Origin of the sequence: Nonomuraea sp. NPDC049486 (assembly GCF_040676925.1) — a bacterium.
In the GTDB taxonomy this organism is placed as follows: domain Bacteria; phylum Actinomycetota; class Actinomycetes; order Streptosporangiales; family Streptosporangiaceae; genus Nonomuraea; species Nonomuraea ferruginea.
Genome location: NZ_JBFAPV010000014.1, coordinates 63,906 through 78,798, shown reverse-complemented (window position 1 = coordinate 78,798; position 14,893 = coordinate 63,906). Strand labels below are relative to the sequence as shown.

At 73.2% G+C, this 14,893-nt stretch carries 13 protein-coding genes; 6 read left to right on the top strand and 7 right to left on the bottom strand.

The features are described from left to right. Positions 1-25: 25 nt before the first annotated feature. The gene (locus AB0K05_RS33685; RefSeq protein WP_364234604.1) at positions 26-1,456 is read left to right on the top strand and encodes a M1 family metallopeptidase; all 1,431 of its coding nucleotides are present in this window, start codon (positions 26-28) and stop codon (positions 1,454-1,456) included. A gap of 157 nt (positions 1,457-1,613) precedes the next feature. Here AB0K05_RS33685 and AB0K05_RS33680 read toward each other — a convergent pair whose 3' ends face one another. From AB0K05_RS33680 to AB0K05_RS33670, 3 genes are all read right to left on the bottom strand, one after another. Next, positions 1,614-2,132, bottom strand: a complete 519-nt coding sequence (locus AB0K05_RS33680) for an adenylyl-sulfate kinase (RefSeq protein ID WP_364234601.1) — start codon at positions 2,130-2,132, stop codon at positions 1,614-1,616. A gap of 140 nt (positions 2,133-2,272) precedes the next feature. Then, on the bottom strand, positions 2,273-3,211 hold the full coding sequence (locus tag AB0K05_RS33675) for an ROK family protein (RefSeq protein WP_364234598.1): 939 nt from the start codon (positions 3,209-3,211) through the stop codon (positions 2,273-2,275). Further along, positions 3,208-4,380, bottom strand: a complete 1,173-nt coding sequence (locus tag AB0K05_RS33670; RefSeq protein ID WP_148034262.1) for an FIST N-terminal domain-containing protein — start codon at positions 4,378-4,380, stop codon at positions 3,208-3,210. Before AB0K05_RS33670 ends, AB0K05_RS33675 begins: the two co-directional genes overlap by 4 nt. Positions 4,381-4,552: 172 nt before the next feature. Here AB0K05_RS33670 and AB0K05_RS33665 point away from each other — a divergent pair, with 172 nt between their 5' ends. Further along, positions 4,553-5,944, top strand: a complete 1,392-nt coding sequence (locus AB0K05_RS33665; protein ID WP_219544060.1) for a sigma 54-interacting transcriptional regulator — start codon at positions 4,553-4,555, stop codon at positions 5,942-5,944. Between the two features lie 34 nt (positions 5,945-5,978). Continuing rightward, positions 5,979-7,946 carry a hypothetical protein gene (locus AB0K05_RS33660; RefSeq protein ID WP_219544105.1) on the top strand — a complete coding sequence of 656 codons (1,968 nt, stop codon included), beginning with the start codon at positions 5,979-5,981 and terminating at the stop codon, positions 7,944-7,946. Here the strand turns inward: AB0K05_RS33660 and AB0K05_RS33655 are convergent. Then, complete coding sequence (locus AB0K05_RS33655) at positions 7,906-8,352, bottom strand: DUF6292 family protein (RefSeq protein ID WP_261808295.1); 447 nt, start codon at positions 8,350-8,352, stop codon at positions 7,906-7,908. The two genes, AB0K05_RS33660 and AB0K05_RS33655, sit on opposite strands and share 41 nt — an antisense overlap. A gap of 140 nt (positions 8,353-8,492) precedes the next feature. Between AB0K05_RS33655 and AB0K05_RS33650 the strand changes: the two genes are divergently transcribed. Together AB0K05_RS33650 and AB0K05_RS33645 are read left to right on the top strand one after the other, a co-directional pair. Next, positions 8,493-8,618, top strand: coding sequence for a hypothetical protein (locus tag AB0K05_RS33650; RefSeq protein WP_261808294.1), 126 nt, complete (start codon positions 8,493-8,495; stop codon positions 8,616-8,618). A 10-nt stretch (positions 8,619-8,628) separates the two neighbouring features. Next, positions 8,629-9,060 (top strand): hypothetical protein, encoded by a 432-nt coding sequence (locus AB0K05_RS33645; RefSeq protein ID WP_148029152.1) that lies wholly within the window; start codon positions 8,629-8,631, stop codon positions 9,058-9,060. Here AB0K05_RS33645 and AB0K05_RS33640 read toward each other — a convergent pair whose 3' ends face one another. Beyond that, entirely contained in the window at positions 9,061-10,200 is a 1,140-nt protein-coding gene (locus AB0K05_RS33640; protein WP_345482904.1) for a cystathionine gamma-synthase, read from the bottom strand. It abuts the gene before it with no gap. A gap of 123 nt (positions 10,201-10,323) precedes the next feature. Continuing rightward, positions 10,324-10,521 carry a hypothetical protein gene (locus tag AB0K05_RS33635; protein WP_148029150.1) on the bottom strand — a complete coding sequence of 66 codons (198 nt, stop codon included), beginning with the start codon at positions 10,519-10,521 and terminating at the stop codon, positions 10,324-10,326. Between the two features lie 139 nt (positions 10,522-10,660). Here AB0K05_RS33635 and AB0K05_RS33630 point away from each other — a divergent pair, with 139 nt between their 5' ends. Then, complete coding sequence (locus tag AB0K05_RS33630; protein WP_271278599.1) at positions 10,661-11,818, top strand: histidine kinase; 1,158 nt, start codon at positions 10,661-10,663, stop codon at positions 11,816-11,818. Here AB0K05_RS33630 and AB0K05_RS33625 read toward each other — a convergent pair. Further along, positions 11,807-14,851 carry a BTAD domain-containing putative transcriptional regulator gene (locus AB0K05_RS33625; RefSeq protein WP_364234593.1) on the bottom strand — a complete coding sequence of 1,015 codons (3,045 nt, stop codon included), beginning with the start codon at positions 14,849-14,851 and terminating at the stop codon, positions 11,807-11,809. The two genes, AB0K05_RS33630 and AB0K05_RS33625, sit on opposite strands and share 12 nt — an antisense overlap. Positions 14,852-14,893 lie beyond the last annotated feature (42 nt).

Here is a 14,893-nt window from a genome sequence, read left to right as displayed (position 1 = left end):
GGGGGCGCTCCCGCTCATGGGGTCGATGACACAGCGGGCCGCCGCGCTGCTGGCCACGCTGAGCCTGCTGGCGTGCGGCGCGACGGACCGGCCGTCCGAAGGGGCGACCGGTGCCGACTCGGGCTCCCCCCGGACCGCCGCGCCGGCCGGGCCGACGCGGGGCGCGCCCGGCATCGGCGACCCCGACTTCCCGCTCGACGGCAACGGCGGCTACGACGTCGCCCACTACGCGCTGAAGATCGGCTACGTGCCGGAGAGCAAACACCTCGACGGCGAGGCGACGATCCGGGCGACGGCCACCCAGTCGCTGTCGCGCTTCAACCTCGACCTGCGCGGGTTCGAGGTGAGCGGGGTGTCCGTCGACGGCGCCGCCGCCACGTTCTCCCGCGAGGGCGACGAGCTGTCCGTCACTCCCGCCCGGCCGCTGGCGCGCGGGGCCGCCTTCGCGGTGAAGGTGACCTACTCCGGGGTGCCGCGGCCGGTGCGCGGCTCGTCCAACCTCGGCTCCTACGGGTTCATCCCGACAGGGGACGGCGCGTTCGTCGCGTGCGAGCCCAACGGCGCCAGGACCTGGTTCCCGGCCAACGACCACCCGGCCGACAAGGCCACCTTCGACTTCGAGATCACGGTGCCCGCCGGGGTGACCGTGCTGGCCAACGGCGAGCTGGTGAGCCGCGAGCCGGCCGCCGGCGGCGGCACCACGTTCACCTGGCGCGAGTCCCACCCGATGGTCACCTACCTGGCCACGGCCACCATGGGCGAGTTCCAGCTCCGCGAGGGCAGAACCCCGGGCGGCATCCGCAACCTGGCGGCGGTCGACCCGCGCTTCGCCGGCGAGCTCGGCGACCTCTACACGAGGTCGGGCCAGATCACCGACCACTGGGTGACGGTCTTCGGCCCCTACCCGTTCTCGTCCACCGGCGGCGTGGTCGACGACTTCTCGGCGGGCTACGCACTGGAGAACCAGACCAAGCCCATGTACGGCGGCTTCAGGCCCGACCAGTCGATCATCGCGCACGAGCTGGCCCACCAGTGGTTCGGCAACAGCCTGAGCATCGAGCGCTGGGAGGACCTCTGGCTCAACGAGGGGTTCGCCACCTACGCCGAGTGGCTGTGGACCGAACACACCGGCGGCGACACGGCCGACGAGCGCTTCCGGGCCGGCCACGACCGGCCGGCGGGCGACCCGATCTGGTCCTACCCGCCCGGCGACGCCCGGCCCGACGACCTGTTCAACGAGTCCGTCTACCTCCGCGGCGCGATGACGCTGCACGCCCTGCGCGAGAAGATCGGCGACGACACGTTCTTCCGGCTGCTCAAGACCTGGACTGCGGAGCACGAGCACGGCAGCGTGACGACGGAGGAGTTCACGGCGCTGGCCGAGCGGCTGTCCGGCAAGCAGCTCGACTCCCTTTTCGACGCCTGGCTCTTCCAGCCCCGCCGCCCGGCGGCCTGACCACTCGCCGGGCTTGCCCGCGTCCCGCAGCTCGTGGATCGGTGCCGTCGGTGTTCTCGCTCACCGCGTAGCCCGGCCTATGCGGTGTTCTCGCTCACCGCGCAGGCCGCGCTCGCGGTGCCGATCAGCGTCGGCACGGCGACCGCCGCCGCCGCGCTCAGCACCAGCCGACGGCCTTCATGACGGCCGCGGCCGCGCTGGTCACCGAGCGCTCTCCCGCGTCCACCACCACGTCCTCGACCCGGGCCGCCACGAGGATGTCATCGAGCGCGCCGGAGCGGTCGAGATGCCAGCGCAGCCCCGCCTCGTCACCCTCGTGGCGTCGCGCGAGGCGCTGGTGGACGACGGGGATCGGGACCCGCAGCCGGCACACCGTGAGGTCCACGCCGACGGCCTCCTGGTGGCGCCGGCGCTCGTCCCGCGACTCGACGACGCCGGCCAGCACGAGCCGTCGCGCCCCGGCCTCCAGGTGGTTGCGCGCGACGTCGCGCAGGTTGCGCAGGGTGAGTTCGAGATTGAACGGGTCGTCCGCCGGGGCGGGCCAGGACCGGCGGAGCCAGTCGAGGTCGATGACCGCGTGCGGGATCCCGGCGGCGGCGAGAAGATCACCGGCCGCGTCCGCGACCGACGTCTTGCCGGCCCCCACGGTCCCGGTGATCAGCAGAGCGGCGGGCATCCCACCAGGGTGGCAGCGCGAGCGCTGACCGGGCAAACCGTCAGTACATGTCGCTGAAGGTGCCAGCGCGAGCGGTGACCGAGCAAAACCTCAGTACATGCCGCTAAGAGCTGCGGCGCGAGCGGTGACCGGGCGAACCGTCAGTACGTGTCGCTCGCGAGGATCAGGGCGGCGGCGCCGATCAGGCCCGCGTCCTGGCCGAGCGACGCGGGCACCACCCGCAGGCGGCGGGCAAACTCCATCCGGGCGTGCTCCCCCAGCGCCTCCTCCAGCGGGCCGAACAGCGGCTCCCCGGCCTGTGACAGGCCGCCGCCGATGGTGACCAGGTCCAGGTCGCACAGGTGGGTGGCGGAGGCGATGGCGATCCCGAGCGCCCGGCCCGCCCTGCGCATGGCGGCCACGGCCACCTCGTCGCCCGCCCGCGCGTCCGCCGCCAGCGTCCGGGCGGTGACGGCCCGCTCCTCCCGGTAGTCCCCCTGAGCCGCGGGATCGCCCGGGGTCCAGCCGTGGCCGAGCGCCCAGGCGGTCAGGGCGGGGCCGCGGGCGACCGCTTCCAGGCAGCCGTGGCCGCCGCAGCCGCACGGCGGCCCGCCGTCCGGCTCCACCACCACGTGGCCGATGTGCCCAGCGTTGCCGGTGCCGCCGTCGACCAGCCGCCCGCCCAGGACGAGCCCGCCGCCGACGCCCGTCGAGACCACCATGCCCAGCATGTCCGCCACGCCCCGCCCGGCACCGCGCCAGTGTTCGGCCACCGCCAGGCAGATGGCGTCGTTGTGGACCCGTACCGGAACCCCGGGGAACAGCCCGGAGAGCCGGGCACGCAACGGGAAGCCCCGCCAGCCGGGGATGTTGAGAGGTGAGACCACGCCGGACGGCCACTCCATCGGCCCGCCGCAGCCGACGCCCACGCCCGCGACCCCGTCGGAGAGCGGGCCGATCACCTCGCGCAGGGCCCGCCAGAGCGTCTCGGCGTCCGCGTCCTGCGGGGTCGCCGCACGCCTGGTCTCCACGATCGCGCCCTCGGGGGACACCCGGGCGGCCGCCAGCTTGGTCCCGCCGACGTCGACCGCCAGGATCACTCTCCGCCCGCCGAGGAGAACACCAGGACCGACGCCGTGAACCCGTGCACGTGGTTGTGCCCGCCCACCGGCCCGACCTCGCCGGCCGCGAAGAAGCCCGCCACGCCGATCGGCCCCAGCGTGTCGCGCAGCGCCAGCGGGTCGTGGTCGGCGGTGCCGAACATCGCCGACCCGCGCCCGTTGCACGAGAACAGCAGCGCCCCGTCGACCCTGCCCAGCTCCTGCCGGTGCGCGTCGAGCATGTCGTACAGGTCCTCGTCGGCGGTGGCCGCGTCGCGCACCTGGAAGCGCACCGTACGGCCGATCTCCACGATGTCGCCGATGGCCACCGCCTCGCGCTCCGGGTCGATGCCGATCACGCCGCGGATCAGGAAGTCGCCGCGCTCGTGGCGCTCGGCGTACTCGTCCATGGCGAGCCCGATCTGCAGCCCGGCGGCGACCAGCTCGCGGTCGTCCTCGTCCAGGTCGGTGACGATGTCCTCCAGCCGGGACAGCGCGGGCTGCCCGGCCAGCTCCAGCAGCAGGTTCTCCTCGGCGCGGGTGACGACCATGTTGGGCCCGATCGGCCGGCAGCCCTGGCTGACCACGGTGGTCACGTTGACGGACCCGCTGATCAGGACGCCGATGGCGCCCTCGGTGTACATCTCGCCGTCGGCGAACAGCCGCACGGAGCCGCGCCCCTGCACCCCGTTGGCCAGCCCGCCGACCAGCGGCAGGTCGCCGAGCACGTCCATGGAGCGCTCGACGAAGGCGTCGGCCGGGAACGAGTACGGGTCGGCCAGCAGGATCGCCACGTGGTCGTCGGGGCTGCGCTCGGGCAGCCCGACCACCACGAACCGGTCCTCGGCCGTGAGCGTCTCCAGCGCGAACGTGGTCAGCTCGGCCCCTTCCAGGGTGGCCGCCCAGGCGCTCACGGAGGGCGTCAGCTCCACCCCCGTGTCGCCGCCGATCACGCCGGTGGCGCTGCAGCCGATCACGTGCGCGTCGGGCGCCATCCGCATCGCGCGCTCGCCCGCTCTGGCCACGTCGTCGGGATCGTCGCCGCACACGAAGAAGCAGACCAGGTCAGCCTGGCCGCTGAGTCGCGACAGGGCCTGGTTCACGGCCCTCTCCGCGGCTCCCACCAGGTCGGAGTCCACGGCGAGGCCGTCGGCGAAGCGGCTTGTCATCACTGCCACGCGTCTCGCCTCCCTCTGCTGGTCCAAGTACCCTAGGCCCGATTCTCCCCACTAACGGACCGAGCACGCATACGAACCGTGACGGAATAGCCGAGATCCTGATATCTCCACCAGATGCGAAACTCCCTGCCGCATCGCGTCCGGGGGACGTAGTCTCGATCCCGTGCATCAGCCTCGTATTCTGCGCGAGTTGCGAGAGAGCGGCCACGTTCATCGCACCGTAAAAGCCGAGGTCCGCGAAAACCTGCTGGCCAAGCTCCGGGCGGGCGAGCCCCGCTTTCCCGGCATCGTGGGCTTCGACGACACTGTCCTGCCTCATCTCGAACGGGCGCTGCTCGCCGGTCACGATCTGGTCCTGCTCGGTGAGCGCGGCCAGGGCAAGACCCGGCTCATCCGCACCGTCGCCGGCCTCCTCGACGAGTGGACGCCCGTCGTCGAGGGCTGCGAGATCAACGACCATCCGTACGCTCCGGTCTGCGGACGCTGCCAGGCCCTGGCCGCCGAGCTGGGCGACGAGCTGCCCGTGGCGTGGAAGCACCGCGACGAGCGCTACGGCGAGAAGCTCGCCACGCCCGACACCTCGGTCGGCGACCTGATCGGCGACATCGACCCGATCAAGATCGCGGAGGGCCGGCGGCTCGGCGACCCGGAGACCGTCCACTACGGCCTGGTGCCGCGCACCAACCGCGGCGTGTTCTCCGTCAACGAGCTGCCCGACCTGGCCGAGCGCATCCAGGTGTCGCTGCTCAACGTGCTGGAGGAGCGCGACATCCAGGTCCGCGGCTACAACCTGCGGCTGCCGCTCGACATCCTGCTCATCGCCAGCGCCAACCCCGAGGACTACACCAACAGGGGCCGGATCATCACCCCGCTGAAGGACCGCTTCGGCGCCGAGATCCGCACCCACTACCCGACGTCGGTCGAGGACGAGCTGACGCTCATCCGCCAGGAGTCCGTGCCCGACATCGGGGCGGACGTGCCCGAGCACCTCGTCGAGGCCATCGCCCGCTTCACCCGCCTGGTGCGCGAGTCCACCGCCGTCGACGCCCGGTCGGGCGTGTCGGCCCGGTTCTCGATCGCGGCCGCCGAGACCGCCGCCGCCTCGGCCGTGCGCCGGGCCGCGCTGGCCGGCGAGGAGCAGCCGGTGGCGCGGGTGTGCGACCTCGGGCCCGGCGTCCACAGCCTGCGCGGCAAGGTGGAGTTCGAGGTCAGCGAGGAGGGCAGGGAGACCGAGATCCTCGCCCACCTGCTGCGCCGGGCCGTCGCCGAGACGTTCAGGAGCCGGCTGGGGGGCATGGACCTGTCGCCGCTGACCGACAAGTTCGCCGAGGGCAACCAGGTGGAGTCGGGCGAGCTGGTGCCGGCCGGAGAGCTGCTCCGCCGCATCGGCCCGGTCCAGGGGCTGGCCAAGATCATGTCCAGGCTGGGCATGGGCGCCGGCGACGAGTCGCCCGGTCACGCGGCCGCCGCCCTGGAGTTCACGCTGGAGGGCCTCTACCTGATGCGCCGGCTGTCGAAGGACGACCTCGACGGGGTCACGGTCTACCGGACATGACGGGCATCCCGGCTCGGGTTAGCGTGGGTTCGTGATGGCCTACCGCTACGGCGAGTACCACGACGGCCCGGATCCCCTCGCTCCGCCCTACGACGTGCGGGCGGCGCTGGACGAGATGGGTGACGCCATCCTGTCCGGCTCGACCCCGGTGCACGCGCTGCGCGACCTGCTCAAGCGCGGCCTGCCCGGGGCCCGCGACCGCCGCGGCCTGGACGACATGCTGCGCGAGGTGCGGCGGCGGCGGCGCGAGCTTCGCGAGGGCGGCCGGCTCGACGGCACGCTCGAACGGGCCAGGGCGCTGCTCGACAAGGCCGTCGGCCAGGAGCGGGCCGAGCTGTTCCCCGACCCGGCCGACGACGCCAGGATGCGTGAGGCCGAGCTCGACTCGCTGCCGGAAGACACGGCCAGCGCCATCCAGCAGCTGAGCTCGTACGAATGGCGCTCGGAGGCGGCCCGGCGGACCTTCGAGGAGCTGCGCGACCTGCTGCGGCGTGAGGTGCTCGACAGCCAGTTCAGGGGGATGCGCGACGCGCTGGCCAACCCGGACCCGGAGGCGATGGAGCGGGTCCGGCAGATGATGACGGACCTGAACGACATGCTGGACAAGGACGCCAGGGGCGAGCACACCCAGGCGGACTTCGACGCCTTCATGGCCAAGTACGGCGACATGTTCCCGGAGAAGCCGCGCGACCTCGGCGAGCTGGTCGACGTCCTTGCCCGCCGCGCCGCGGCCACCCAGCGCATGCTCGCCTCCATGACCCCGCGCCAGCGCGAGGAGCTCGGCAACCTGATCAACCAGACCCTCGACCAGGCCGGCCTGTCCGAGCAGATGCGCCGCCTCGGCGAGGCGCTGCACGCCCGCCGCCCCGACCTGGCGTGGGACTCCAGCGAGCGGATGACCGGCGACGAGCCGCTGGGCATGGGCGACGCCGTCACCGCCCTGGAGGAGCTGGCCGACCTGAGCCGGCTGGAGTCGGCGCTGCGCCAGGACTACCCGGGCGCGCGGCTGGACGACATCGACGAGACCGCGGTCCGCCGCGCCCTGGGCCGCTCCGCGGTGGACGACCTGGAGGCGCTCAAGCGCATCGAACGCGAGCTGGAGGAGCAGGGCTATCTCCTGCGCCGCCGCGGCAAGCTGGAGCTGACCCCCAAGGCGGTGCGGCGGCTCGGCGAGACCGCGCTGCGCCGGGTGTTCTCCTCGCTCGACGCCGGCCGGCGCGGCGACCACGACCAGCACGACGCCGGCTCGGCCGGCGAGCTGACCGGCTCGTCACGGCCCTGGCGGTTCGGCGACGAGCAGCCGCTCGACGTGGTGCGGACCCTGGTCAACGGCGTGCGCGCGGGCGGCCTGCGCACCACCGGCGACGGCCCGTCCGTCCGGCTGTCGGTGGACGACTTCGAGGTGGCCGAGACCGAGCGGCGCACCGCCGCGGCCGTCTGCCTGCTGGTCGACCTGTCGTACTCGATGGCGCTGCGCGGCACCTGGGCCGCGGCCAAGCAGACGGCGCTGGCCCTTCAGGCGCTGGTGTCGTCCAAGTTCCCGCAGGACGCCGTGCAGATCATCGGCTTCTCCAACTACGCGAGGGTGCTGCAGCCGGACGAGCTGGCGGGCCTCGACTGGGACATGGTCCAGGGCACGAACCTGCACCACGCGCTGCTGATCGCCGGCCGCCACCTGGACCGCCACCCCGACTTCGAGCCGGTGGTGCTCGTGGTCACCGACGGCGAGCCGACCGCCCACCTGCTGCGCAACGGCCACTCCGCCTTCGAGTGGCCGCCGTCGCCGGAGACGCTGGAGCTGACTCTGGCCGAGGTCGACAAGATGACCCGCCGCCGGGCCACGATCAACGTGTTCATGTTGGCGGGCGACGACCGGCTCAAGGACTTCGTCGACGAGGTGGCCCGCCGCAACGGCGGACGCGTCTTCTCCCCCAGCGCCGACCGGCTGGGCGAGTATGTGGTCAGCGACTTCCTGAGAGTGCGCCGGGCGCGCTGGCGCTAGCGGTGTAGTAGTCGAGCGCCACGTCGAAGCCGTCGCGGCAGTTGCGGTGGGAGCGGTAGCAGGGGCGCCAGGCGGTGCTGGAGCCGAGGCCGGCGCGGGCGTCGCGGAGCGCCTCCGGCACCCGCTCCGGCCGGGGCACCAGCCCGTTGCCGAGGTAGCGGACGCCGGTCAGCTCGGTGCGGCCGCCGGCCTCTCCCGCGACGAGACGGCCCAGCCGCCACCCGCTCTCCTCGTCCCACACCAGCGCGGCGCCGTCGGCGAGGCGGATCGTCGCCTCGCGCGGCTCGCACGGGCCTTCCCACCATCCGCCGGCCTCGGCCCCGAGCTCCTCGACGACCCGGCTCACGTAGCGGCTCGGCTGGTGAAGCCACTCGTCCGAGTACGGCTCGACATGCCTGATGGCCACGGACGGCACCCCCTTGTGCCCTAAGAGTAAGGAAAAAGCAGCGGTCAATAACCCTACCCGCGATGAACGGATGCCGTCGCCCGCGCATCTAGTCATTACGGGCGATATTCGCTTCGTTTACGGGGAAGGAGGGAGCACCTATGTTCGCCATGATTGTTTTGATCGTGCTGATGGTCGTCGCCGTCACAGCCATGGAGTTGATCATGCGCAGCTCCCCCGAGGGCAAAGAGAGTGTCGAGTCTCCCTTCGAGATCGTCGGGGACTAGTCTCTCCCGCATGTCGACCCTGTTTCTTCTGCTGCACGTCGGGTTCGCGATCTTCACCCTCGGCCCGCTGACCGCGGCCCTCATGGCCGCGCCGCGTGCCATCAGGGGCAAGAACGTGCCCGTGCTGCGCAACATCGAGCGCACGACCCGGATCTACGGTTTCGCGTCGCTGGGCGTGTTCGTGTTCGGCCTGGTCCTCGGCATCGTCATGGGCGGCGGTGTGCTCGGCCGGTGGTACATGAGCGCCTCGATGACGCTGTTCATCGTCGGGATCGTGCTGCTGTTCCTCATCGACCGTGACCTGCGCGCCGCCACGAAGGCCCTCGCCAGCGAGGACACCGGTGACGACGCGCAGGTCCAGAACGGCCGGATCGCCGCGATCGGCGGCCTGCTGGCGCTGATCTGGCTGGTGATCCTGGTCCTGATGATCGTGCCTGAGTGATCAGGCGAGGGCCCGGGTGAGGTCGGCGAGCAGGTCGTCGACCGTCTCGATGCCCACCGACAGGCGCACCAGGTCGTCCGGCACCTCCAGCGGGGAGCCGGCCGCCGAGGCGTGCGTCATCCTGCCCGGGTGCTCGATGAGCGACTCGACCCCGCCGAGCGACTCGCCCAGCGTGAACAGCTCGGTGCGGCCGCACACGTCGACGGCCTCCTGCGCGCCGCCGGCCACCCTGAACGACACCATGCCGCCGAAGCGCCGCATCTGCTTGGCCGCGGTCTCGTGGCCGGGGTGCTCGGCGAGCCCCGGGTAGAGCACCTCGGTCACCTTCGGGTGCGCCAGCAGCAGGTCGACGACCCGCTCGGCGTTGTCGCAGTGACGGTCCATGCGCACGCCGAGCGTCTTGAGCCCGCGCAGCGTCAGCCACGCGTCGAACGGCCCGGCCACCGCGCCCATCGCGTTCTGGTGGTAGGCCAGCTCCTCGCCCAGCTCCCGGTCGGCGGCCACCAGCGCGCCGCCGATCACGTCGGAGTGGCCGCCGATGTACTTCGTCGTGGAGTGCACGACCACGTCGGCGCCGAGCGCGAGCGGCTGCTGGAGGTACGGCGAGGCGAAGGTGTTGTCGACGACCAGCAGCGCGCCGTTGTCGTGGGCGAGCTGGGCCAGCGCCGCGATGTCGTTGACGCCGAGCAGCGGGTTGGTCGGCGTCTCCACCCAGACGACCTTCGTCTTCTGGGTCATCGCCGCCGCCACCGCGTCGAGGTCGCCGAGCGGCACCGGGTCGAAGTGCAGGTCCCAGCGCTCGTAGACCTTCGAGAACAGCCGGTAGGTGCCGCCGTACGCGTCGTTCGGGATGATCACGTGGTCCTGCGGCCGGCACACCGCGCGGAGCAGCGCGTCCTCGGCGGCCAGGCCGGAGGCGAACGCCAGCCCGCGCGTCCCGCCCTCCACCGCGGCCAGCGCCTCCTCCAGCGCGGTCCTGGTGGGGTTGGCCGAGCGGCTGTATTCGTAGCCGTTGCGCAGGCCGCCCACGCCGTCCTGCTTGTAGGTGGACGTGGCGTATATGGGCGGCACCACCGCGCCGGTCACGGGGTCCGGGTCCTGACCTGCGTGGATCGCCAAAGTTTCGAAACCATTGGTCATACCGCCACGGTAACGGACCCGGCCCGCGATCCGGTCCCCTGCGGATCGCGGGCCGGGCCCCGGCGCCGTTCCCCGACGGCGCCATGGACGCTCGCGGCCCCTGCGAAGGCGCGAGCCCGTCTCTCAGGCCGCCGTGTGCTCCTCCGCCAGGCGGGTCTCGCGGCGCGGCAGCGGCACCACGCGGTCCTGGTCGATGTAACGGCCGCTCGCCCCCTGGGCGGGCTCGCCGTTGATGCGGGAGAGCAGCACGGGGTCGGTCAGCGCCAGCAGCACCCCGACGAGGAGCCCGGCACCCAGCAGAACGAATCCGATCGTCACCATTTCTTGCCCCCTTCTCGGACATATCCAGAATCGGGCAACGGAGGGCTGCGGCGCCTCGGCTGAAGTGCCGGTCCGCGCGGTGGGGGGTCAGCCGAATGACTGATACGACTTATCCGACTTGCGACTTACTCTCAAGGGCGTGGGGGACTCCAAACGCGTCGTGTACTGGGTCCGCCGGCTGAGTGAGATCGCCATGCTCGGCTGGCTGGGCCTGATGCTCCTGGCCGACCTCGCGGTCGCCGCCGGCGGCCTCGGCGGCGGCCTGCAGTGGCTGGTGTTCGTCGCCGGCAACGCGGGCATCGCCGCCGTGATCCTCCGCCGCCGCCACCGCGTCGAGACGTACGGGATCATGCTGTGCCTGTCGTTCGCCGTGTCGGTGCTCATGGGGGTGACCGGGACCTCCGGCGTGCCGGGGGCGGCGGAGACGGGCGCGCTGCTCATCCTGATGCTGGGCGTGCTCCGCCACGTCGAGCCGGTCAGGGACGCGGCGATGCTCGCCGTCGCCGGGCTGATCGTGCTCATGGCCGAGTCCATCGGCCGGGCGTCCACCATGGAATCGCTCGCCTACTCGTTCATGCTGTTCGCCGGCTGGTCGACGATCGCGGGCGTCGGCGGCTACCTCCGCTTCCAGCAGGAGCGCCGCAAGGAGGCCGTGCACTCCGTACGGCGCGCCGAACGGCTGGAGCTGGCCAGGGAACTGCATGACCTGGTGGCCCACCACATCACCGGCATCGTCGTCCAGGCCCAGGCGGCGCGCACCGTCGCCACGACCAGGCCGGAGGCGGTCCTGCCCGCGCTGGACGCCATCGCCGCGGCGGGCGGCGACGCGCTGACCTCCATGCGCCGGATGGTGACCGTGCTCCGCGCCGAGGAGGCGGCCCGCACGCCCGGCAGCTCACTGGCGGACCTGCGGCTGCTCACCGAGCGGTTCTCGACGGAGGGGCCCAAGGTGGCGTTCGAGATCGGCTCCGGGATCGACGACCGGACTCTGCCGCCCGAGGTCCTCACCACCCTGCACCGGGTGCTCCAGGAGGCGCTCACCAACATCCGCAAGCACGCCCAGCAGACCGCGTGGGTCGAGGCCGACCTGCGGCGCCACGACACGGCGGTGGTGCTGCGCGTACGCAACCACGGCTCGGCCGCCAATCCCCGCCTGGCCCGCCTGGGCGGCGGCTTCGGCCTGGTGGGCATGGCCGAACGCGTCGAAGCCCTCGGCGGCCGCCTGCACGCCGGCCCCACCCCCGAAGGCGCCTGGCAGGTCACCGCCGAGTTCCCGCTCTCCTGGTCAGGAGCCTGACCCGTACGCCTGGTGGAACCGCTCCTCGCCCAGGGCCGCGAGGGTTCTGGCCGTGATCCGGTCGACGTCGTGGCGCTCGCCGTGGGCGAGCGGGGTGCCCACGGCCTCACGGAGCGCCGCCGCACGGCCCAGGAGCGTCGCGGCGCGGCCGGGGTCGCCCGCCAGCGAGTACGCTCCCGCCAGCCCTTCCAGAGCGAGCGCCTCGGCCCTGGGCTCGCCGAGGGCGGCGTCGTACCCCTCCCGGTGCAGGGCCAGGGCCGTCTCCGCGTCGCCCCGCTGCTCGGCGGCGAAGCCGAGCTCCGCCAGGAAGAACGCCAGGCCCGGCGTGCCCCCTACCTCGCGCAGCCAGCCCAGCCATCGCACCAGCAGTTCCTCGGCACGCTCGTACCGCCCCTGCCGCCGGGCGCTCATGGCCAGGCCCAGCTCGGCATGCTCCTCCGCCGACTTGTACGACTGCTCGACGGCCAGGCGGCGGGCCCGCTCGTGGTAGTCGTCGGCGCGGGCGTGGTCCCCGGCCAGCAGCGCGATCCGCCCGACGGCCGACAGCCTGAACGAGACCTCGGAGCCCAGTTCCTCGGCCAGCTTCAGCTCCTCGTGCCGCAGCCGCTCGGCCTCGGCGTAGTCGCCGCGCTTCTCGGCCAGCCGGTCGAGGCTGTCCATCGCCTCGATCTGCCCCCACCCGTCACCGAGTTCGCGGAAGATCGCCAGGCTGCGCTCGGCGTCGCGGCGCATCCCCGGCAGGTCACCGCGCCGCTCGGCCAGCTTGGACCTGAGTGCCAGCACCGCGGCCACGCCCCACCGGTCGCCCAGCTCCTCGTACGCCCGCAGCGCCCGCCCCGCCGCCTCCTCGTGCGCGGCGAGGTCCCCGTACGCCCACCGCACGTGGCTGAGGAACCAACCGGCCAGCGCCCGGCCCTCCAGGTCCAGATCCTCGTACGGGACGGGCGTCGCGGTCTCCCCGGTCGCCATCGTCACCCCGGCCAGCCACACGGCCGCCCGCGCCCGCTCCTGCCTGCCCACGGCCGCCTCCGGGCCGGTGGACGCGAGGGCCGCCGCCAGGGAGCGGCGGGCCTCGCCCAGCCTGCCCCGCAGGAACCAGTACCAGGCGAGGGCGTTCACCAGTGGCAGCGGGTCCGGCCCGGCGAGGGCGCGCCGGAAGTTGGCGCTCTCCTGGTCCAACCGGGCCAGCCACTCGCGTTGCCGCCGCCCGCGCAGCTCGGCCCGCTCGGCGAGCCGGGTGTAGTGGCGCGCGTGCCGTTCCCTGATCAGGTCGTCCTCGCCCGCCTCCCGCAACCGCTCCACGCAGTACGCCGACACCGACTCCAGCAGCCGGTAACGCGGTCCCGGGGTGACCAGGGACCGCTGGACCAGCCGTACCAGCACGTCCACCACGTCCACGCCGGGCTCCGCGCAGACCTCCTCGGCCGCCTCCAGCGTGCACCCGTCGGCGTGCGCGGCCAGCCGCCGCAGCACGATCCGCTCGGGCCCGGACAGCAGCTCCCAGCTCCAGTCGATCATCGCCCGGAGCGTCCGCTGCCGGGCGGGCGCGTCCCGCATGCCGGAGTTCAGCAGCCGGAACCGGTCGTCGAGCCGGGCGGCCAGTGCCTCGACGCCGAGCGCCCGTACCCGGGTGGCCGCCAGCTCCAGCGCCAGCGGGATGCCGTCGAGCCGCTCGCAGATGGCGGCCACGGCCGGACCGGGCTCGATCCCCGCGCGATCGGTGAACAGGCGCACCGCCGCGTCCCCGGAAAGGGGCGCCACCACCCTGACGTGCTCGCCCGTGACGCCGAGCGGCTCCTGCCCGGTGACCAGCACGTCCAGTCCGGGCGCGGCCTTGAGCAGCGCGGAGACCACCTCGGCCGCCTGCTCGACCAGGTGCTCGCAGTTGTCGACGACCAGCAGCGTGCGCCGGGCCGCCAGCACGCGCGCCAGCCGGGGCAGCAGCGGCCCTGACGCGTCGTCCCGCACCCCGAGCGCTCCCGCGATCGCCTCGGCCACGTCCCCCGCGCCGATCAGCTCGACCAGCCACACGCCGCCGGGGTACACCTCCGGCGAGGTCAGCCCGCCCGCCGCCGCCACGGCCAGCCGGGTCTTGCCCACCCCGCCGGGCCCGGCGAGCGTCACCAGCCGCCTCTCCCCGAGCAGGGCGCGCACCTCGGCCACGTCACCGTCCCGGCCGATCAGATCAGTGACGGGTGCGGGCAGATTGGTGCGCGCGCCCGGAGAACCGTCCACCGTACGAGAAGCGCCGACCTGAGACGAGCCGGGTTGGAGCAGGGCGGCATGAGACGGGGTGGTGCGGCGGGTCGGGAGGGACGGGTCCTGGCGGAGGATGGCCTGGTGCAGGTCCCTCACCTCGGGAGCGGGGTCGACGCCCAGTTCCTCGGCGAGCCGGGCGCGCAGGGCGGCGAAGGCCGCCAGGGCCTCGCTCTGGCGGCCGTCCCGGTACAGGGCCCGCATGTGGAGGGCGGTGAGGCGCTCGCGCAGCGGCTGCTCCGCCACCAGGGCGCCCAGGTCGACGGGCTCGCCGAGGGTCAGCCGGATCTCCGACAGCTCCTCCAGCGCCGTCAACCGCTGCTCGCCGAGGCGGGCGATCTCCGGAGCAACGAAGCCCTCGTCGGCGAAGTCGGCGTACGCGGGCCCGCGCCACAGCGCGAGGGCCTCCTCGACAACCGCGGCGCGCCCCGGCGCCCCTCCCCCAGGAGAGGCGGGGACGCGAGAGGTGAGCAGGGTACGGAAGAGGTCCGCGTCCACCGTCACCCCGTCGAGGCGGTACCCGGAAGGACCGTGGCGCACCAGCGACGGCGAGCCCAGGGCGCGGCGGAGCTGGGAGACGCGGGCCTGGAGGGTGCCCGCGGGATCGCGCGGCGGCCGGTCACCCCAGATGTCGTCGATCAGGCGGTCAGCCGGGACCGGGCCGCCCCCGCGCGCCACCAGGGCCGCCAGCAGCACGCGTACCTTGCGATCGGGCACCCGCAGCGGCGCGCCGGCGTCCGACCACGCCTCCAGCGGCCCCAGCACTCCGATACGCACCACGTCATGGTCAACCCGTGGCAGGCCGTAAGGATTTCCGAA